The sequence below is a fragment of the Tamlana sedimenti genome (genome assembly GCF_038148895.1).
GTDB lineage: Bacteria > Bacteroidota > Bacteroidia > Flavobacteriales > Flavobacteriaceae > Tamlana.
On sequence record NZ_JBBVGQ010000005.1, the window covers coordinates 229,595 to 250,979 of the forward strand.

General features: G+C 37.4%; 20 protein-coding genes and 1 tRNA gene. 5 read left to right on the plus strand and 16 right to left on the minus strand.

All coding sequences use genetic code 11. The features are described 5' to 3' along the window. Window positions 1-819: hypothetical protein (locus WJN01_RS13445; RefSeq protein WP_445197677.1), on the plus strand; the 819-nt coding region annotated here is incomplete at its 5' end. Between the two features lie 61 nt (window positions 820-880). On the opposite strand, the gene WJN01_RS13450 is transcribed toward WJN01_RS13445, so the two are convergent. The 15 genes from WJN01_RS13450 to mraZ form a co-directional block, all read right to left on the minus strand. Next, window positions 881-954: transfer RNA gene (locus WJN01_RS13450), tRNA-Arg, on the minus strand. A 7-nt stretch (window positions 955-961) separates the two neighbouring features. Continuing rightward, a complete protein-coding gene (locus tag WJN01_RS13455; protein ID WP_445197678.1) occupies window positions 962-1,411 on the minus strand; it encodes a GatB/YqeY domain-containing protein in 450 nt (149 codons plus the stop codon). 150 nt (window positions 1,412-1,561) lie between these two features. Beyond that, the gene (ftsZ, locus tag WJN01_RS13460) at window positions 1,562-3,556 is read right to left on the minus strand and encodes a cell division protein FtsZ (protein ID WP_445197679.1); all 1,995 of its coding nucleotides are present in this window, start codon (window positions 3,554-3,556) and stop codon (window positions 1,562-1,564) included. 56 nt (window positions 3,557-3,612) lie between these two features. Continuing rightward, window positions 3,613-4,929 carry a cell division protein FtsA gene (ftsA, locus tag WJN01_RS13465; protein WP_445197680.1) on the minus strand — a complete coding sequence of 439 codons (1,317 nt, stop codon included), beginning with the start codon at window positions 4,927-4,929 and terminating at the stop codon, window positions 3,613-3,615. 3 nt (window positions 4,930-4,932) lie between these two features. After that, the gene (locus WJN01_RS13470) at window positions 4,933-5,625 is read right to left on the minus strand and encodes a cell division protein FtsQ/DivIB (RefSeq protein WP_445197681.1); all 693 of its coding nucleotides are present in this window, start codon (window positions 5,623-5,625) and stop codon (window positions 4,933-4,935) included. A 16-nt stretch (window positions 5,626-5,641) separates the two neighbouring features. Further along, window positions 5,642-6,994 carry a UDP-N-acetylmuramate--L-alanine ligase gene (murC, locus tag WJN01_RS13475; RefSeq protein ID WP_445197682.1) on the minus strand — a complete coding sequence of 451 codons (1,353 nt, stop codon included), beginning with the start codon at window positions 6,992-6,994 and terminating at the stop codon, window positions 5,642-5,644. A 5-nt stretch (window positions 6,995-6,999) separates the two neighbouring features. Further along, a complete protein-coding gene (gene murG / locus WJN01_RS13480) occupies window positions 7,000-8,091 on the minus strand; it encodes an undecaprenyldiphospho-muramoylpentapeptide beta-N-acetylglucosaminyltransferase (RefSeq protein ID WP_445197683.1) in 1,092 nt (363 codons plus the stop codon). Beyond that, on the minus strand, window positions 8,091-9,284 hold the full coding sequence (locus WJN01_RS13485) for an FtsW/RodA/SpoVE family cell cycle protein (protein WP_445197684.1): 1,194 nt from the start codon (window positions 9,282-9,284) through the stop codon (window positions 8,091-8,093). Before WJN01_RS13485 ends, murG begins: the two co-directional genes overlap by 1 nt. 8 nt (window positions 9,285-9,292) lie before the next feature. After that, window positions 9,293-10,624, minus strand: coding sequence for a UDP-N-acetylmuramoyl-L-alanine--D-glutamate ligase (gene murD, locus WJN01_RS13490; protein ID WP_445197685.1), 1,332 nt, complete (start codon window positions 10,622-10,624; stop codon window positions 9,293-9,295). Then, the gene (gene mraY, locus WJN01_RS13495; RefSeq protein ID WP_445197686.1) at window positions 10,625-11,866 is read right to left on the minus strand and encodes a phospho-N-acetylmuramoyl-pentapeptide-transferase; all 1,242 of its coding nucleotides are present in this window, start codon (window positions 11,864-11,866) and stop codon (window positions 10,625-10,627) included. A 1-nt stretch (window position 11,867) separates the two neighbouring features. Further along, the gene (locus WJN01_RS13500; RefSeq protein WP_445197687.1) at window positions 11,868-13,331 is read right to left on the minus strand and encodes a UDP-N-acetylmuramoyl-L-alanyl-D-glutamate--2,6-diaminopimelate ligase; all 1,464 of its coding nucleotides are present in this window, start codon (window positions 13,329-13,331) and stop codon (window positions 11,868-11,870) included. Next, window positions 13,328-15,280, minus strand: coding sequence for a PASTA domain-containing penicillin-binding protein (locus WJN01_RS13505; protein ID WP_445197724.1), 1,953 nt, complete (start codon window positions 15,278-15,280; stop codon window positions 13,328-13,330). The genes WJN01_RS13500 and WJN01_RS13505 overlap by 4 nt, the downstream gene beginning before the upstream one ends. A gap of 63 nt (window positions 15,281-15,343) precedes the next feature. Beyond that, window positions 15,344-15,661, minus strand: coding sequence for an FtsL-like putative cell division protein (locus tag WJN01_RS13510; RefSeq protein ID WP_445197688.1), 318 nt, complete (start codon window positions 15,659-15,661; stop codon window positions 15,344-15,346). A 25-nt stretch (window positions 15,662-15,686) separates the two neighbouring features. Then, window positions 15,687-16,583 (minus strand): 16S rRNA (cytosine(1402)-N(4))-methyltransferase RsmH, encoded by an 897-nt coding sequence (gene rsmH / locus WJN01_RS13515; RefSeq protein WP_445197689.1) that lies wholly within the window; start codon window positions 16,581-16,583, stop codon window positions 15,687-15,689. Further along, the gene (gene mraZ, locus WJN01_RS13520) at window positions 16,570-17,040 is read right to left on the minus strand and encodes a division/cell wall cluster transcriptional repressor MraZ (protein ID WP_370477099.1); all 471 of its coding nucleotides are present in this window, start codon (window positions 17,038-17,040) and stop codon (window positions 16,570-16,572) included. Before mraZ ends, rsmH begins: the two co-directional genes overlap by 14 nt. A 323-nt stretch (window positions 17,041-17,363) precedes the next feature. On the opposite strand from mraZ, the gene WJN01_RS13525 reads away from it, so the two are divergent. The 4 genes from WJN01_RS13525 to WJN01_RS13540 all read left to right on the plus strand — a co-directional run bounded on the left by WJN01_RS13525 (window position 17,364) and on the right by WJN01_RS13540 (window position 20,282). Further along, window positions 17,364-18,128: an alpha/beta fold hydrolase gene (locus WJN01_RS13525; protein WP_445197690.1), complete on the plus strand. Its 765-nt coding sequence runs from the start codon at window positions 17,364-17,366 to the stop codon at window positions 18,126-18,128. A 39-nt stretch (window positions 18,129-18,167) separates the two neighbouring features. After that, the gene (yihA, locus tag WJN01_RS13530; RefSeq protein ID WP_445197691.1) at window positions 18,168-18,773 is read left to right on the plus strand and encodes a ribosome biogenesis GTP-binding protein YihA/YsxC; all 606 of its coding nucleotides are present in this window, start codon (window positions 18,168-18,170) and stop codon (window positions 18,771-18,773) included. Window positions 18,774-18,884: 111 nt separating this feature from the next. Further along, window positions 18,885-19,652, plus strand: coding sequence for a tetratricopeptide repeat protein (locus WJN01_RS13535; RefSeq protein WP_445197692.1), 768 nt, complete (start codon window positions 18,885-18,887; stop codon window positions 19,650-19,652). 189 nt (window positions 19,653-19,841) lie between these two features. Further along, window positions 19,842-20,282 carry an SRPBCC domain-containing protein gene (locus tag WJN01_RS13540; RefSeq protein WP_445197693.1) on the plus strand — a complete coding sequence of 147 codons (441 nt, stop codon included), beginning with the start codon at window positions 19,842-19,844 and terminating at the stop codon, window positions 20,280-20,282. Window positions 20,283-20,290: 8 nt separating this feature from the next. On the opposite strand, the gene WJN01_RS13545 is transcribed toward WJN01_RS13540, so the two are convergent. Further along, complete coding sequence (locus tag WJN01_RS13545; RefSeq protein WP_445197694.1) at window positions 20,291-21,382, minus strand: ABC transporter permease; 1,092 nt, start codon at window positions 21,380-21,382, stop codon at window positions 20,291-20,293. Between the last annotated feature and the right edge of the window lie 3 nt (window positions 21,383-21,385).

Sequence of the window (21,385 nt, forward strand, 5' to 3'; positions counted from 1 at the left end):
AGACTGGCACTCATTGCTCAAAGGGAAAAGGATTCCATTGCTAAAGTTATGGAAATAGAAAGGCTCAAAATTGCCGAGCAGAAAAGACTGGATTCCATTGCTAAAGCTAAGGAGCTGCAACGGCTTGCCTTTCTGGAGAAAAAACGTAAAGACTCCATAGCAAAAGCACAGGAAGAAAATCGACTGGCTTTACTTGCACAACGGAAAATGGATTCTGTGATTCTTGAAAGAGAGCAGCAGCAGAAGAAATTACAAGAATTAAAAAGCCAACAATACCTTGCCAAAGTAAAAGCTGAACGAGAACAATTAGAAGAAGAACAAAAGAATAATTCTGAAAACCAAAACCCAGTATCTGAGAGCAAAAAAGAAAAACCCCCAGAAAAAATCACTTCTGATAATTCCTGCAAATATCTGATTAATGAATACGATGATTTTTATAAAATAAAAACCATTCAAACCGACCCATATGGTCTTAGTGAAAAGCTCACCATTGAGTTATACAGATATGGAAAAAAACTGAATGTATTCTTCAATTTAGATGAAAGCTTGGGCTGCGCCAGTTACATGACGCATAATCGTTCAAGTGTCAAAGTACATCTTGAAAATAATCAGGTTGTTACTTTTTATCATTCATGGGGTGTAGAATGTGGCGATTTTCATTTTAAGGGCAGGTTATCAGATTTTCATATTAAACAATTGCAAAGCTCGCCCATCGCTTCCATCCTTCTTCGTGGAACAAAATCGACTGTAGAAATCACTAATATTACCTATAAAGACTTTTTTATTGACAAGCTTCAATGCTTAGAATTGGAAGACTGAACACCATCTTTTCCAAAACAAAAAAGCTTTCAATTTCTTGAAAGCTTTTTTGTTTTTGTAGTGACCCCGACAGGATTCAAACCTGTAACCCTCAGAGCCGAAATCTGATGCGCTATTCAGTTGCGCCACGGGGCCGTTATTTTTAAGATAATTTAGCTTTTACGATACTAGAAATGGTTTTGCCATCGGCTTGCCCTGCAAGTTCTTTGCTCACAATGCCCATTACTTTACCCATATCTTTCATCCCTTCTGCGCCTATTTGCTCAATGGTGGCTACTACTACTTTTTCAATTTCTTCGTCGGTTAGAGCCTCTGGTAAAAATTGAGCAATAATATCGGCTTCCGCTAACTCTGGAGCAGCTAAATCTTCACGTCCTTGCTCAACATAAATAGCCGCACTATCGCGTCTTTGCTTTACTTGCTTTTGAAGTATTTTAAGCTCTTGTTCTTCTGTCAATTCTTCTTTGGCACCACTTTCGGTCTGCGCTAACAGTATAGCCGATTTTATGGCACGCAAAGCCGTAAGAGCCGTTTGGTCCTTAGATTTCATGGCTTCCTTTAAAGCCGACATGACCTCTTGTTGTAAACTCATTATAGTTTCTATTTGAGTGCGAAGATAAAAAAGTTAACATGAAAAAGAAACAAGTTTTTCCATTTTGAACCAACCCTTATCAAAATAAAAAACCCGAAAAGTTGAGGGCCTTTTCGGGTTGAACTAACATATTGGTTAAATTCTTGTGAGTTAGTCTACATTATCATGTAAAAAAGAATTATTACTTCTCAATTTAATGTCGTCGTTATCATCTGTGCCCACACTAGTCCTGGACATATCTGTCTCGGATGAATGCTTGGCATCAGTTAAATTCACGCCTTGACGCTTGTAAGCAGGAACTTTTTCAATATCGTCAATTTTTGCATTGTTGAATTTGTAGTTGAAGTCTTTCATTTTTCGTCTACGCTCTTCTGCCCTTTCCTTTAGCAATTCAGAAATTGGTGAGTTCATTGGATCAATCTCCTCTGTTGTCTCTTCCTCAACTTTTGATGTTTTTATAGTTTTCTTCTCAAAAACAACATCTTGGTCAAATTCCTCTAAAACTTCGTTTGCTTTTGATTGTTTTTTGTTCATTGAAGATTCTACCTCAACATAATCGTCCAAAGCGTAACGAATGTCTCCATTTTCATTGGTTTCGTTTACGGTAATCAACTCAACATAGTCGTTTACTTTTATGTCCTTTAATTCGTCTTCATCTAAATCGAACAACATCTTCTCCTCTTTTTCTTCCTTTTTTTCAGGTTTGCTTTCTGAAATTGGCAAATCGAAAGTCAACGTTATTTGTTGCTCTTCCTCAACATAATCGGAAACCACTTCAATATCTTTGACATCATCAACATCAGTAGACATTCTGGTTACTGGCTTGATAATAAAATCTTCATCCTCTTGAACATTGGCGCTTATTTCCTCATAAACCACCTTAATGTTTTTTATGAGTTCTGAAGTTGGAATCAAATCAAGGTCTTTGGATACCCTTTTGTGGTTTTTATTATTGATTGAATCCTTTTCTACGTTGCTTAGTTCCTCTTCTTCGGAATCTAAATCTAAAGTGTGGCGAACCACTGTTGGCTCCTTTTTCTCCTTCAATTCAATAACCGGTGCAATGATTACAGGTTCTTTTTCTTTAGCTTCCAATTCCAAATCCTCACTTAAAGAGTGTACCACTTTTTTGGTTTCGGTATTTGAAATCTCATCCTGTTGCTCGATATTAAAACCGGTTGCTATGATGGTTACTGCTATTGATTCTTCCAACGATTCATCTTCACCAACACCCATAATGATATTGGCACCATGGCCTGCTTCATTTTGGATGTGGTCGTTGATTTCGCCAATTTCATCAATAGTGATTTCTTGTGAGCCAGAAACAATTAGCAACAACACATTTTTAGCGCCTGTAATTTTGTTATCATTCAACAATGGCGAATCCAATGCTTTGCGGATGGCTTCCTGCGCACGGTTTTGGCCAGATGCCAATGCAGAACCCATAATTGCGGTTCCACTATTGCTCAACACGGTTTTAGCGTCGCGTAAATCGATATTTTGCGTGTAGTGGTGTGTAATAACTTCGGCTATACCACGAGCAGCGGTAGATAACACTTCGTCAGCTTTAGAGAACCCAGCCTTAAAACCAAGGTTGCCATAAACTTCGCGAAGTTTGTTGTTATTAATCACGATTAAAGAATCCACCACATCTCTTAACTTTTCAATACCCTTTTGTGATTGCTCAATACGCATTCTACCTTCAAACTGAAAAGGCATAGTAACAATTCCTACGGTTAAAATATCTAAATCCTTTGCCATTTTAGCAATAATTGGTGCAGCACCAGTTCCGGTACCACCACCCATTCCAGCAGTAATGAATACCATCTTTGTATTGGTATCAAGCATTTGGGAAATATCGTCAAAACTTTCAACGGCAGCTTGTTCACCTATATCCGGATTAGCCCCAGCGCCTAAACCTTCAGTTAAATTAACGCCTAATTGTATTTTATTTGGCACACCACTATTCTGGAGGGCTTGGGCATCGGTATTACAGATGTAGAAATCTACACCCTTAATGCCTTGTTGAAACATGTGGTTAATGGCATTGCTACCGCCACCACCAACGCCAATAACCTTTATGACATTGGATTGGTTTTTGGGTAAATCAAATGCGATGCTTTCGAATTCTTTCTTGCTGCTCATAAATTCTGATTTTCTGGGGTTCTTATACTATTATTTTGGTTCAATGGATTTAATTACTATTCGGCGTTATCTAAAAAATCTTTAACGCGCTCGGTTAACTTATCTAGGAATGAGCGTCTTTCCTTGATTGGTTTTTCTTTAATTTCTTCTTCAACAGCCGATTCAGCTTCACTTCTAGCTTGTTCTTGTTGCTTGTGCTCCAACTTTTTTCTTTCGTGGCGTTTTAAGCCATCCAACACCAAACCTACCGCTGTTGCAAACAAAGGGCTTGTTATTTCGTCATCGCTATCACCGGCCAAATGCTCGTTTGGATAACCAATTCGGGTATCCATACCGGTTATATATTCCACCAATTGCTTTAAATGCTTTAACTGGCTACCTCCACCGGTTAAAACAATGCCCGCAATTAATTTTTTCTTTTGCTCTTCGTGTCCGTAATTTTTTATTTCGACATACACTTGCTCAATAATTTCAACAACGCGCGCATGTATAATTTTAGACAGGTTTTTTAATGTAATCTCCTTTGGCTCTCTGCCCCTTAATCCCGGAATGGACACTATTTCATTATCCTTATTCTCTCCAGGCCATGCAGAACCAAATTTAATTTTCAACAGTTCTGCTTGTTTTTCAATGATGGAGCAACCTTCCTTAATGTCTTCTGTAATCACATTTCCGCCAAAAGGAATCACTGCCGTATGCCGAATGATGCCATCTCTAAAAATAGCCAAGTCGGTTGTTCCACCACCTATATCAATCAATGCCACGCCAGCTTCTTTTTCTTCTTGGCTCAATACTGCATTTGCTGAAGCTAAAGGCTCTAAGGTTATGCCTTCCAAATTTAAACCTGAGCTTTGAACACAGCGCCCAATATTCCTAATGGATGAAACTTGACCAACAACTACATGAAAATTGGCTTCTAGACGACCACCGTACATCCCAATAGGTTCCTTGATTTCAGCCTGCCCGTCAACTTTATATTCCTGTGGCAATACATGGATAATCTCTTCACCAGGAAGCATCACCAGTTTATGGACTTGATTGATTAGTCTATCAATATCATCTTCGTCAATAACCGTTTCAGAATTTGACCGGGTTATGTAATCGCTGTGTTGCAAACTTCTAATGTGCTGACCAGCTATACCAACGGTTACGTCTTCAATTTTTATGTCTGCAGCTATTTCAGCTTCTTGAACAGCTTGCTGAATAGATTGAATGGTTTGCGTAATATTATTTACCACACCACGGTGCACACCTAAGCTTTTGGACTTACCAATACCTAAAATCTCGACTTTGCCGTACTCGTTTTTACGACCAATCATCGCCACAATTTTGGTGGTCCCTATGTCTAATCCCACTGCTAAGTTTTGCTCCATAGTTTAAATTTTAGTACAAATTACTTGGTTTTCAAACTGTAAATTAACTTTACTATAACTATTCAATTTTTTATCCTTCAGGTTCTTTTTATAGAATGCTTTTAGGTTGTTAATCTTCTTATCTAAAAAATCCACACTGCCCAACTGCACCAAAAAATCGCACTGCCTCAGTCTTAAAAAAAGCTGCTTGTTTAAATCTTGATGAATTTCAATGACGTGCATTTTTAAAAACTCATCTGACCTGATTTTACGCGCCATTTTATAGACGTTGCTTAAATTATTTTTTTCAACATAACCAGTAACCAATGGCACTCGCGCGGAATAATTGCTTGACAATGGCATGAACGAACCCTCGTCATCAATGTAATAAGACGCATTTGTACTTACTCTCGCAATAGGTGTTTTTTGTTCTATTTCAGCATTAAGTGTACCATTTACAGCAACATACACTTCTGCAGATTTTATCATCGGATTAGATTTGAGGGCATTTTCTAATTCATTCAAAACTAAAGTTTCTTTAGGTACTTTTTTAATACCCCCATAATTTTGTATTAACAATTTACTAACAGTTTCGTTGGTTATAAACAGATTGTTTTCGCCAATGAATTTTACATTTGGTTTTGAAACTTCCCTGCTTCCGTTTCTTTTTGAAGCAAAAGCAAACAAAAAGGCAACAAGGCCAAAAAGCGCAATCATTTTTATGTAGTTCCAATTAACTCGCAATGCTAAACTCTTTTTTAATTCGTTTTACTTCTTCTCCAATATCGCCAGCGCCAATGGTTAAAATAACTTGTGCGTTACTTTTGTGGATGGCCTTAAGTAGTTCTGTTTTACTTACCAATTGCTTATTTTCATTATTAATTTTACCCAATAGCCAAGTTGAAGTTACCCCTTCAATGGGCAGCTCTCTAGCAGGATAAATTTCTAGTAATAATACCTCATCAAACTGTGATAGACTTTTGGCAAAATCGTCTATAAAATCTCGTGTTCTGCTATATAAATGTGGCTGAAAAATGGCTAACACTTTTTTATCTGGGTACATTTCCCTTACGGCTTGATGAACCGCATTAATCTCTTCGGGGTGGTGTGCATAATCATCAATAAAAACCAAATTATCAGTTTTAATGTGATAGGTAAATCTACGCTTAACACCTTTATAGGATGCTAAAGCTTTGGCGAGCTGTTGGTGTGGGCAACCATATTCTACAGCCATCGCCAAGGCTATTAATGCATTCGACAAATTATGTCTACCAGGTAGGTTAAATTGAATATTTTTAAGCACTGTTTTTGGCGTTTTCACATCAAAAATATATGTGCCATTTTCTATTTTTATATTTTGAACGGAATAATCTGAATCGTCTTCTATACCATATGTAACACCCCTTAACGGCAATCCGCTTTTAACGAACAACTTACCATTGGGCTTTATTTTTTCTGAAAAATCCTTAAATGACTTTTTTAGCTCCGACGCATCACCATAAATATCCAAATGATCAGCATCCATTGAAGTGATGCAAGCCAAATTGGGAGAAAGCGTTAAAAAAGAACGGTCAAACTCATCAGCTTCAACCACGGTAACTTCTGCTCCATTTAAGATTAAATTAGAATCGTAATTTTCACTTATTCCGCCTAAAAATGCCGTTAAAGGCACATTGCACGAATACAATAAATGCCCCAAAATACTGGTTGTGGTTGTTTTACCATGTGTTCCTGCAACAGCTAAACAAAATGTATTTTCGGTTATTAAACCAAGTAATCTAGAACGCTTCACTACCTGATAACCATTATTCATGTAGTAGTTCAATTCACTGTGATTTTTAGGAATAGCAGGGGTGTAAACCACAAGCGTTTTTTCAGAATTGAGATATTCAGAATCAATATGCGATACCGAATCTTCAAAATGGACTTTTATTCCTAAAGCTCCCAAACTATCCGTAATATCTGTTTGGGTTTTATCATAGCCTGCAACATTTTTGCCGTTGGCCTTGAAATAGCGCGCAAGGGCACTCATACCGATTCCCCCGATTCCTATGAAATAAATGCTATGTATTTTACTTATATCCATTTAGGTTATTTCAAAAGTTTTTCAACTTCGTCTGCTATTTCTTTTGTTGCATTGGTCAATGCCAATTTCTTAATGTTTTGGCCAAGCTCTTTTTGCTTTTCAGGTGATGCCAACAATTGCGAAAATTTGTTTTCAAAATCGGCATCCAAGTCTTCTTCCTTTATAATCATGGCCGCTTTTTTATCTACAATGGCCATGGCATTTTTTGTTTGATGGTCTTCGGCTACATTTGGTGATGGAATAAAAATGACTGGCTTACCAACAATGCAAAGCTCTGAAACCGAACTTGCCCCCGCTCTGGAAACAATAATATCTGCAGCGGCATAAGCAAAATCCATATTATTTAAAAACTCATACACCTGAACATTTTGGGTGTTGTTATATATTTTGTATTGTTGAAAATATAGCTTTCCACATTGCCAAATAATCTGAACATTTTGTGTGTCAAAAAAGTCCAGTTCCTTCTCAATCAATTCATTAATTCGTCTTGACCCCAAGCTTCCACCAATAACCAAGAGGGTGTATTTTCCATGCTTCAAATCGAAGAAATTCTTTGCCTCAACTGCTTTCGCGTCAATATCCAAAAGTCCTCGGCGCACTGGATTCCCTGTTTTTATGATTTTATCCTTTGGAAAAAACCGTTCCAATCCGTCGTATGCAACACATATTTTATTCGCCTTTTTAGCCAATAATTTATTGGTTATTCCCGGATATGAATTTTGCTCCTGAATCAACGTTGGAATATTGTTCATATTTGCCATTTTTAGTAACGGCCCACTGGCAAAACCGCCCGTACCAATAACCACATCTGGGTTAAAAGTTTTAATAATTTTACGTGCTTTGAGCAGACTACTCACCACTTTAAAAGGAAAACTTAAATTTTTTCTGGTTAACTTTCTCTGAATGCCCGAAATCCACAGTCCTTTAATTTTATATCCTGCCTGAGGCACTTTCTCCATCTCCATTCTATCTTTTGCACCCACAAATAAAAACTCTGCATCTGGAAACCGAGATTTTAACTCGTTTGCAATGGCAATGGCAGGATAAATATGACCTCCCGTACCTCCTCCAGACAATATGATTCTATAGTTTTTCATTATATGGTTTCAGAAAGAATTTCCAACGGATTTTCTTCGCTTATTTCTTGTTCTTTTATTTCTTCTCTTTTAGCACTTACACTTAATATGATGCCTATAGCCAAACAAGTCATCCAAATAGATGTCCCTCCACTACTTATAAGCGGTAAGGTTTGTCCCGTTACAGGGAAAAGTTCAACGGCTACCGCCATATTTATGAGTGCCTGGAACACAATGGGCAACCCTACACCTAGCACAAGCAGCTTTCCAAAAACAGTGTCAGATTTTTGCGCGACAATCACAATTCTAAATAGCAACCACAGATATAATATCATGATTACGAATCCACCTATTAAGCCATATTCTTCTATGATAATCGCAAAAATGAAATCGGAAGATGATTGGGGCAAAAAGTTTTTTTGCATGCTCTTGCCTGGACCAACACCTTGAATGCCACCTGTTGCAATGGCTATTTTTGCTTTTTCAATTTGATAGTCGGCCTCAGTATCTTCAGGATTGGAAAAGCTTTCAATTCTACCCATCCAAGTATCAACCCTATTTGGCATGGCATCTGGAAATGCTTTAGCAATGAGGATAAACATGGTTAAAACCAAAAGGCCGGAACCTATAATTACAGCTAAATATCGAATAGGATAACCTCCCAAAAACACCAACATAACCACCATTAAAAACATAATGGCTGCGGTTGAAAAGTTAGCAGGCAGAATAAGAATCAACACCAAAAACACCGGCAACCAAAGTGGCAGAATAGATGATTTGAAGGTAATGATTTCATCCTTTATTTTCGACATATAGCGAGCTACGTACACCATTAAAACGACTGCAGCCAAGGTTGATGTTTGAAACGACATACCCACAAAAGGAATTTGTATCCACCTGCTGGCATTGGCGCCTTCTATAGTTGTCCCTTGCAACATGGTTATGCCCAATAAAACCAACACTATTGGAATCATGATTAGCGACAACCCTTTAAAATATCGGTACGGTATTTTATGCACGCCATACATAATAAAAAAGCCCAAAACCAAATGCACAAAATGCTTCACGAAAAATGCAAATGTATTGCTACCACCGCCCTTGTAGGCCAAATTACTTGCAGCACTATAAACAGGAAGAAACGATAATATGGCCAACAATGCCACTATGGCCCAAATCAATCGATCTCCTTTTATGTTTTTAAATAGTGTTTGCATTTTTTATTTTATAAATTCCTAACTGCATCTTTGAATTGACGGCCTCTGTCTTCATAATTCTCAAACAAATCGAAACTTGCACAAGCAGGCGACAACAAAACATTATCTCCTGATTCCGCTACTTTATAAGCGATTTTTACAGCTTCACTCATAAACTGTGTTTCAACAATAATATCTACCATATTGCCAAAAGTGTTCATTAACTTTTCATTATCAACACCCAAACAAATAATGGCCTTTACCTTTTCATTTACAAACGGAAAAAGCTCTTCATAATTATTGCCTTTATCAACACCACCAACAATCCAAACCGTAGGGGCATCCATACTTTCCAAAGCATAGTAGGTTGCATTTACATTGGTAGCCTTTGAATCGTTTATATACTGTACTTTGTTGATTTTTAAAACCTCTTCCAATCGATGCTCAACACCTTGAAAATTTTCAAGACTTTCTCTAATCGTTTGTTTTCTAATTTTTAGCAAATGAGCAACTGTTGAAGCTGCCATTGCATTTTTAATGTTGTGCTTTCCTTCTAGTGTTAGGCTTGTTGTTGGCATAGTGATTTTATCGTTATTTATAGTTATTTTCATGTTGTTTTGTTCTAAATAAGCTCCATTTTCAATGGTTTTGACCAAGGAAAATGGCAATAATGTGGATTGAACTGGATTCTTTTTTAAATGATTTACAATCACTTCATCATCGGCATCATAAATCAAATAATCGTCTTTGGTTTGATTCATGGCTATCCTGAATTTTGATTTGATATAGTTTTCAAATTTGTAATCATACCTATCCAAATGGTCTGGCGTTATGTTGGTAATCACGGCAATTTTTGGTTTAAAATCTATGATATCGTCCAATTGAAAACTGCTGATTTCAAGAACATAGTTTTCAAAATCATCCTCTAAAACTTGCTTTGCGAAACTGTCTCCAATATTTCCGGCCAACCCAACATTCAACTCTTGTTTTAAAAGATGGTGTGTTAAGGTTGCGGTGGTTGTTTTACCGTTACTGCCTGTAATTCCAATAATGGTAGCATCTGTAAATTTTGATGCAAACTCAATTTCTGAAACTACCTTAATCCCTTTTTCGCGAATTTGTTTCACTAAAGGCACTTTATCTGGAATCCCAGGACTTTTCATAACCAAATCGGCATTCAGAATTTTAGATTCCGTATGGGTTTCATCTTCCCATTCAATCTCATTATGTACAAGAACTTGTTTATATTTCTCCTTTATTTTTCCTTTATCGGAAACAAATACTTCAAAGCCTTTTTCCTTTGCCAAGAGTGCGGTTCCCACACCACTTTCTCCTCCGCCAAGCACCACCAGCCTTTTCATTTATCGAATCTTTAGCGTTACTATAGATACAATAGCGAGCAGAATGCCCACAATCCAAAAACGGGTCACGATTTTACTTTCATGGTAGCCCTTTTTTTGATAATGGTGATGCAATGGTGACATCAAAAAAATGCGTCTGCCCTCGCCATATTTTTTTTTGGTGTACTTAAACCAACTCACCTGCATGACCACGGATAAATTTTCGGCTAAAAAGATGCCGCACAATACTGGTATCAACCATTCCTTTCTAACCGCAATGGCTATCACAGCAATTATGCCTCCAATGGTCAAACTACCGGTGTCTCCCATAAAAACTTGTGCCGGATAGGTGTTGTACCATAAAAATCCAACAAGAGCTCCAACAAATGCTGTGATGTAAATCGTGATTTCCTCAACCCGAGGTATGTACATGATATTCAAATATTCCGAGAAAATAATGTTACCAGAAACCCATGCAAAAATGCCCAACGTGAGCACAACAATGGCCGAAGTACCGGCCGCCAAACCATCAATACCATCGGTTAAATTGGCACCGTTGGATACTGCTGTTATGATAAAAATGGCAACCAAGATGAAAATAATCCAGGCGTATTTGTCCAATGCTGGACTAATCCAAGTAATGACTTTGGCATAATCAAATTCATTCCCTTTTACAAACGGAATAGTTGTTTTAGTAGATTTAACCTCTGGCTGAAACAACTTGGCAGGCTCTATATCTGGGTTTTCGGCAAGAAGCACACGTTGTTCCTCAATAGGAAGTTTCTCTTTCATGGTTACATCTTGATGAAAAAACAAGGTTGCACCAACGATGATACCCAAACCAATTTGCCCCATAACCTTAAAGCGTCCTTTTAGGCCTTCTTTATCATTTTTAAACTTTTTTATGTAGTCGTCAATAAAACCAATAGTACCCATCCAAAGTGTGGTAACAATCAAAAGAATGATGTAAATATTTTCTAATTTGGCCAATAGAAGTACAGGAATCAACGTTGCTAAAATGATGATGATTCCACCCATGGTTGGAGTACCCGCTTTTTCCTTTTGACCTTCCAAACCTAAGTCCCTAATAGTTTCTCCCATTTGTTTTTTAAGTAAAAAGCGAATAATGCGTTTACCGTAAATTGTAGAAATTAACAATGACAAAATCATAGCTGTAGCGGCCCTAAAGGTCAAGAACCCAAAAAGTGTTGCTCCAGGAAACTGAAACTGTTTTTCTAAATATTCAAATAGGTAATACAGCATGTTATTTTTGTAATTGCTTTAAAAATTCTTGTACTATTTTAAAATCATCAAAATCAAATCGTTCTCCCTTAATTTCCTGATAGGTTTCATGGCCTTTCCCTGCAATCAATATGATATCATTTGGTTGCGCCATTTGGCAGGCAGCTTTTATGGCTTGCTTTCTATCTTCTATGACTAGGGCCTTTTTATAGTTTTGGGGCTCAACACCTGCTTCAATCTCCCTTAAAATATCTGCTGGGTTTTCGCTACGGGGGTTATCACTTGTAAAGATTACTTTTGAACTTAAAGCCGTGGCAATGTGTCCCATTTTTGGGCGTTTGGTTTTATCTCTATCACCACCGCAACCAACAACCGTAATGAGTTCTTCATTTTTGGTTCGGATACTATTGATGGTTTCTAAAACATTCTTTAGAGCGTCGGGAGTATGGGCATAATCAACAATGGCTGTAATTTTTTCATTTGAAACGATGTACTGAAAACGTCCACTTACACTTTCCAAATCACTAATCAACCTTAGAATTTCAACCTTTTCAAGACCCAACAGTTCCGCAGTAGCATAAATGGCCAAAACGTTATAGGCGTTGAAATTCCCAATCAACCTTGTCCAAACCTCACTATCATTCACTTTTAATAGCAATCCACCAAATTGATTTTCCAATATTGTGGATTTATAATCGGCATACTGCTTTAACGCATAGGTATATTTTCTGGCTTGGGTATTTTGCAACATCACCAAACCGTTTTTGTCATCAACATTGACTAGGGCAAAGGCTTTACTTGAAAGTCCGTCAAAAAACCTCTTTTTTACATCGCGATATTCCGCAAAGGTTTTATGGTAATCTAAATGGTCGTGTGTAAGGTTGGTAAATATGCCTCCTTCAAATTGAAGCCCCTCAGTTCTATATTGATGTATACCATGCGAACTCACTTCCATGAAGCAAAATTCAACACCAGCAACATTCATCTCATTTAAATATTTATTGATGGTCAGTGAATCTGGCGTGGTATGGGTGGCTTTGTACTTTACATCATCAACCATAATTTTAACTGTGGACAACAAGCCCACTTTGTACCCTGCTTTTTTGAACAACTGATACAACAAACTTGCAACAGTTGTTTTTCCATTGGTTCCGGTAACGCCAACCAGTTTCAAATTTTCAGAAGGATTGTCATAAAAATTTGATGCCATAATGGCCAGTGCCCTATTGGAATTATCAACTTCTATATAAGTAATGCCTTCAACCAAATGTTCGGGAATAGCCTCGCAAACAACACTTGTTGCCCCTTTCTTAATGGCAGTTTCAATAAAATCATGTCCGTCTGCAATCGCACCTCGAATAGCGACAAACAAATGGCCTTTTTCTATTTTTCTGGAATCAAAATCAATGGCATTAACAGACACGCCCGTACTACCAACTACAGCGTTTATGGTAACCTTGTACAATATGTCCTTTAATGCCATCATGAAGCTTTTAACACTACGGTTTGATTTGTTTTTAACTTTGTATTCTTGCTTACAGATTGTTCTTTTATAATGCCATTGCCGTTCAATTTCACTTTAACATCCACTTGCATGTTTTCTAAAAGCGCCAAGGCATCCATGGCTGGTAAGCCAATTACATCCGGCATAATGGTTTTATAGGTTTGAGCGGTTTGATAAAAGGTTTCAAATTCATTTTCAACTTCTGCAACTTGGACATCCAATGATTGCACTTCGTCAATAATTGGCGTATCTGTAAATATTTTTTGCGCGATTCTTTTAAATACAGGACCTGTTACATCTGCCCCGTAATACCCTTTTTCAACACTTGGCTTATGAATAACCACAATGCAGGAGTACTTTGGATTTTCTGCTGGAAAGTATCCAGAGAACGATGAAATATATCGCCTGTTTTCTTTCCAATCTTTCATCCAATATTCGGTTTGCGCGGTTCCTGTTTTTCCAGCCATCGAGAAATATTCTGAATACAATGAACGCCCAGTGCCACGAACCACCACGTTTTTCAAAATGCTTTGTATTTCCTTCAGCGTCTTTTCTGAACAGATTTTTTCATTTGACACATCACCCTCAAATGTTTCAATAACATCATCAAGCTCCTTCACAGCTTTTATGAATTTCGGTTTCACCATAACACCATTGTTTGCAATGGCATTATAAAAGGTCAACGTTTGCAATGGTGTTAATTTTAAATTATATCCGTAAGCAATAGACGGAAGCGCATTTTTACTCCAAATTTTATCTCCTGGCTCGGGAATTATCGGATTGCCTTCACCTAAAATTGGCAGACCTAAGGGCTTATTAAGATTCCAATCTTGTAAATGACCGATGAACTTTTTGGGGTTTTCAGAATAGCCCTCATCAATTATGGTAGCCAGCCCAATATTTGAAGACACCTCCAACACTCGAGCCACAGAAATCTTACCATGACCATGCGTATCGTAAATGCCTCTGCCATAGAATTGTTTGTAACCTAATTTCGTATCGATTACCGTAGAAGTATCAACTACCTTATCTTCCAAAGCCGCCATTAAGGCCATTACTTTAAACGTAGAACCCGGCTCATGAGACTCGCCAACGGCATAGTTCAAGCGCTCATAATAAAGCCCATCGCTGTTTCTTCCCAAATTAGAAATGGCACGAATCTCACCAGTTTTGGTTTCCATAACCACCACACAACCGTGGTCGGCCTCATATTCTTCAAGTTGTTTTAAAAGCGCATGGTGCGCGATATCTTGAATATTAACATCAATGGTAGTATAGACATCATAACCATCTTTTGGCTCAACTTCATTGGCATCACTTAATGGCTTCCATTGCCCTTTCCCTATTTGCTGTTTTTTTCTTTTACCGTCAACTCCGCGCAAATATTTTACCCCAAAAGCCCCATCAATTCCGGCACGGGTAACATTCCCTTTGTCATCAAACCGCTCATAACCAATGGAACGCTGTGCAATGGCCCCCATCGGATGCTCTCTTTTTGTTTTTTGCTCCACAATCAATCCCCCTTTAAAAGCACCTAAATTCAATAGTGGAAAGTTTCTTAAACGGATGTAATCAGAATACCCAATGTTTCTCGCCAACAAATAGTACCTATTTTTATTGGCGCGAGCTTTTCTGATATCTCTTTCTAATCCATTTGAAGATTTTCCTGAATATTTTGAGAGCGAATCACAAAGCGGCTTAACATATTCCTCAAAATTTTTGACGGAAGGCGTCAATGCATCAAACCGGATATCGTATTTTGGAATTGAGGTAGCCAATAAATTTCCATTCACGGAATAAACATTACCTCTATTTGCAGGAATCACTACATCCTTAACCACGCGTTCGGTAGCCAAAGCCCTGTATTTGTCGCCCTGCATAAACTGGATGCTGACCAATTTAAACACCACGGCAAGCCCGAAGACGAACATACATCCTGCTATAAAATACAAACGGTTCAATATGTTTTTCTCGTTTACTGCCAAGGTTGGTTATCAGTTTTGTGATTTTACTTTTATTTTTTTTGGCGGAATTATCGAGGGCGCCAACCCCTTTTCTTTCATAACATTCACAACATGCGATTCCATTTTAAGCCTCATGAGCTTAGATCGGCCATCAACAAAAGCAGAACGCATTTCTTTTACTTCATTTTTCAATCTCGCAATTTCATATACCTTTTTATCGGCACTGTGCGAACTGGCAATCATAATTATGGCCAGCCCCGAAATAAAAAGGATGAAACGCCAGTTTCTAAACGAATCATCACTTACCAAAAAGGTTCCTTTTAGTATGTTGTAGATGTTTTTCTTCATAAACCGCTTTTGATCATTTTTTCGTTTATACTTTTTCAGCTATTCGGAGTTTTGCACTTCTCGCTCTGTTATTCAATTTTACCTCTTCTTTTGAAGGAACTATTAAACTTCCTACTTTTTTCAGCGGCACTTCAAAATTGCCAAACATATCGCGCTCTGGCTCTCCTTCAAACATGCCGTTTCTCATGAATCGCTTTACCAACCTGTCTTCCAAAGAATGATAGGATATAAAGCTTAAACGACCTCCCTTTTTTAAAATCTCGGGAGTTTGCAATAAAAACTCCTTCAACGCCTCAATCTCTTGGTTCACCTCTATCCTTATTGCTTGATAAATTTGAGCCAACACTTTGTTTTCATGGCGCGGTGGTAAAAATTTATGCAACACCTCCTTAAGTTGGGCACTTGTTACAATGGGTTTTGTTTTCCTGTGATGAACAATCAATCTTGCCATTGCAGGGGCTGCACGCAATTCACCATATTGCAAAAACATATTTTTCAGTTGTTCCTCATCATATTCGTTTACCACATGAAATGCAGAGAGCTTATTTTGCTGGTTCATCCGCATATCCAAATCTGCTTCAAACCGTGTTGAAAAACCACGTTCTGCAACATCAAACTGATGTGACGAAACCCCAAAATCGGCCAAGATCCCATCAACTTCTTTCACCCCATGAAACCTTAAAAACCGTTTTATATATCTAAAGTTTTCATTAATCAGCGTAAAGCGAGTGTCATCAATTGTATTTCTAAGAGCGTCTTGATCTTGATCAAAAGCGAACAACTTTCCGTTTTCACCAAGTCGTTTTAATATTTCTTTACTGTGGCCACCACCACCGAACGTTACATCAACATAAATTCCATCTGGCTTAATGTTCAGCCCATCAACAGTTTCTTTTAGCAGTACTGGGTTATGATATTCCATCACCATCATCATCTTGTCCCATTACCTCTTCGGCCAAATCTGCAAAATCTACAGCCGTTTCATCAATCGCCTGTTCATATAAATCCTTATCCCAGATTTCAATAATATTGATAGCCGAAGCCACAACAATATTTTTTGAAATGTTAGCAAACACCGTTAAATCCTTTGGGATTAACAATCTACCGTTTACATCTATCTCAACAATTTTAGCACCAGCAGTAAACCTCCTGATAAAATCATTGTTTTTTTTCTTGAATTTATTCAGCTTGTTCATTTTTTGCATTAGGGCCTGCCATTCACTCATAGGGTAAAGCTCTAAACACTTTTGAAAGACGGAACGACGCAGCACAAAACCATCTTGCAAAGCCGAAGACAGTTGCTTTTTGATGGAAGCGGGCATCATTAATCTGCCTTTTACATCAACCTTGCAATCGTATGTTCCTGTGATTAAATCCAAAAGCGGTCTGCTGAATTTTAAATGTTTAAGTTTCAAATATATCGAAAAATTTACCACTTATTACCACATTATACCACTTTGTTGATAAATTTTCGACCAAAACCGCATTTTACCGAGCTTCTAAGAGACAAAGGCAGCAATAGCCCGTGTTTGCCCGGGCAAAAAATTCCCAAACCGAAATAAAACCCCTGTTAACATCTTAATCTTTTAACATAAAAAATTTCATTTAAGAGGACAGAAACTATTTTATTAGGAAAAAATTAATTTCATGGATTTATCAATGATTTAACTATATTTGTTTTTAATGACTGACTAACTTATTGATGGCGCATCGTTTAAAAAAAGAAAAGAATTACAACTATATTGAGGCAGGAGAAGGCACCCCTATTATTGTGTTGCACGGCCTTATGGGCGGGTTGAGTAATTTTGATTCTGTAACCGAATTTTTTAGCAATAAAGGATACAAAGTATTGATTCCTGAGTTACCAATTTACTCCATGTCCTTACTTAAAACCAACGTAAAAAGCTTTGCTAAATACCTTCATGACTTTATTGTGTTTAAAGGCTATAAAGAGGTTATTTTACTTGGAAATTCACTGGGCGGCCATATAGGTTTGTACCACACCAAAATGTTTCCTGAAAGCGTAAAAGCTTTAATCATTACGGGCAGTTCTGGGCTTTACGAAAGTGCCATGGGCAGTGGCTATACCAAACGTAGCGACTATGAGGTCATCAAGAAAAAGGCACAGGATGTTTTTTACGACCCTGCTGTTGCTACCAAAGAAATTGTTGATGAAGTTTACGAAACCGTTAACGACCGAAACAAACTGATAAAAACCTTGGCCATTGCGAAAAGCGCCATACGACATAACATGGGTAAGGATTTGCCAAAAATGCTAACAAAAACCTGCATTATTTGGGGCAAAAATGATAACGTAACCCCACCTGAGGTTGCGGTAGAGTTTAACACTCTTTTGCCTAATTCTGAATTGTTTTGGATTGATAAATGTGGGCACGCCGCCATGATGGAACATCCAGATGAGTTCAACCAAATTATGGATGCTTGGTTGCAGAAAAACGGCTTTTAAAAAAATTCCTGATTTCTCTGGAATACAAAAACTCTTGATTTGAAAATAAAAACAGCTGAATTTGTTGTTAGTAACTCTGATGTAGCAAAATGTCCCAATAGCCGTTTGCCAGAATATGCCTTTATTGGGCGAAGTAATGTTGGTAAATCTTCGTTAATCAACATGCTTACGGGCAGAAAAAGCTTGGCCAAAACCTCGGGGAAACCTGGGAAAACACAGCTCATCAACCATTTTTTAATCAACAAAAACTGGCATTTGGTAGATTTACCGGGCTATGGTTACGCCAAAGTTTCCAAATCCTCAAAAAAAGTATTTCAAAAATTTATCACCCAATATTTTAGTCTGCGCGAGCAATTGGTCACTGCATTTGTTTTAGTGGATATTAGGCACGAACCCCAAACCATAGATTTAGAATTTATGCAATGGCTTGGCGAAAACGGTATACCATTCTCCATTATTTTTACAAAAGCCGACAAGCTAAAACCAAAAGCCATAGAAAGGCACATTGGACACTACAAAACCATACTTTTGGAAACTTGGGAGGAGATGCCTAATTACTTTGTTACCTCATCAACAAAAATCATAGGGCAAGAAGAACTTTTGGGCTATATTGATGAGTTGAACGGGAATATGGAGTTGAGCTAAAATAACAAGCCACCTCTCAATTTGTAAGAATATTTTTTATATTTAGTGTAATAAATATAATGTAAATAAACGCAATTGCGTTTATACAACTGTTGTGCAACATTTGACCAAATGAGAATAAACCTAACAATAATCTACTTTCTTCTGTCAATTTCAGTAATTGGGCAAAATAACCCAATGGAATTGTATAATACTGGAAATTCAAATTTCAAATCTGGGAATTTTGAAAAAGCTATTGAGAATTATACAGAATTAATGAAAACCGTAGATGAAAAAACTGTCCAAAAGACTTGTTATATAAATCGCGGACTTTCATACGACCGACTTCAAAAATACGATTTAGCAATTGCCGACTTTACAGAGGCAATTAAGTTAGATAGTACAGATATGGCTTCGTTTATTGACAGAGGACTTTCAAAAATGCACGCTGGATATTTGGAAAAAGCGAAAGAAGATTACAATTACGTTGTTTACAAAAACAATAACAACGGAATGATGGAAGCTGCTCTTTATTGGCTTGCTCAAATTCACTACTCACAAGGAAAATTCGAGGAAGTAATAAAAAACTGTGACAGATATTTTACAATAAATTCAAATGACCCTGAATTGTATTTCATACGTGGAACCGCAAACGATATGCTACGGAATTTTGAACGGTCAATTAAAGATTACGACAACGCAATTAAAATAAAACCAAACTATGTTCAAGCAATTGCTAATCGAGGAACAGCAAAGATTAATCTCTTTACTGGAAATGGAAATTTACAGCCAAGTAAAAAAGAAACGAAAAGTGCGTGTAAGGATTTAAAAAAAGCAAAAGAACTTGGTGATAATGCAGTTGACGATTTGATTTATGTGTATTGCGACAGAAAAGAATAAAAGAAACGGAATTAAAAAACGTTGCACAACAATGTATAACCACAATTACGGCGGATTCGACTATGTCCGAATCCACTCGGAATTGCTAACGTCAGTGCTTAACCGAAAAACAAAGTAAACCAAACCGATAACTGACGGTTATACGAACCGTTGAGTAGTATACGGAAAGAGCCAAACATCAATCATTAAATGAATTCAAAATCCAATCTTGAAATCTTTAACGCAAGAACTTTAAACTTTCCAGTAGAGGAAGTTTACAGGGCTTTTGCTGAACCCACCATTTTAAAAAATTGGTGGGGACCACATGGTTTTACGAACACCATTCATGAATTTGACCTAAAACCTAGTGGAAAATGGATTTTAACCATGCATGGACCCGAAAAAGGCAATTACGAAAATTCTTCGGTCTTTGAAATTGTTAAACCTAACGAACTTGTAAGATGGAAACGGATTTCGCAACCATGGTTTGATATGGAAATTGCGTTCACAAAAATTGCCGATTCGAAGTCTCAAATTTCATTTCGGATGATTTTCAAAACTGTTGAAGAATGCAACAAAATTAGAGGTTTCGCAGAACCAAAAAATGAAGAAAACTTTGATAGGTTGGAACAAGTGTTGGCAAACCTGTAATTAAAAAATCACCCCTTAACATCCAAAGCATCCCTTAACGCATTACCAATAAGCATAAACGCCATAACCAAACTCATAATGCAAAGACCAGGTATTATGGCCAAATAGGGTTTTCCTAAAATAATATAATTGTAGTGGTCTTTTATCATGGCGCCCCAACTGGCCATGGGCGGCTGTGCCCCAATACCTAAAAAACTCAATCCGCTTTCAATTAAAATAGCTGCGGCAAAATTGGCTGCCGAAATAACAATAACGGGTGCCATGATATTGGGCAAAATGTGTTTTTTAATGATTCTAAAATCGGTATAGCCCAACGCTCGTGCTGCGGTAACATATTGCATTTCTTTGGTGCTTATTATTTGTCCGCGCACTACCCTGGCCACTTCCACCCACATGGTAAGCCCTACGGCAATAAACACTTGCCAAAAACCTTTTCCTAAAGCCAAAGTTATGGCAATCACCAACAACAATGTTGGGATAGACCATGTAACGTTAATAACCCACATGATGATGGCATCAACTTTTCCGCCAAAATAGCCAGCAAGGCTTCCCATTAAAATACCAATGACTAATGAAATAAACACAGCAACAAACCCAATAAAAAAGGAAATTCGTGCACCCACCAAAATGCGACTTAATAAATCGCGACCATATTTATCTGTACCAAAGAGAAAGGTTTTTTGCTCAATAAATTGTTCCACAGAACTATTCGGTAAAGCACTTAATTTTATTGTTTTTTCTGCGCCTTCCAATCCATCGGAAGCATATTCTTTATAGGTTAAAACACCATCCTTAACGCTATAACCTGAAATTGGCACTTCTGTATCTGAGTTTTTCTTCCCAAAGAACATTTTATCAAAAAAACTTTGTTCATTTTTTATTTGGGATGGAATGGTAAGCATCGTAACCTCAAATCCAGGTTTTTTGGAATGGATGGCCAAATGCATTTGATTGGCGTATTGCGAATTGTCTGGAGCAAACACATAGGCAAACACAGAAACAATTCCTACAAAAACAATAAAAACGAAACTAAAAACGCCCCAAAAGTTCTTTTTAAACTTTTGGAGCGCCAGTTGTTTTAGTGAGCTGGATTTACCCATTAA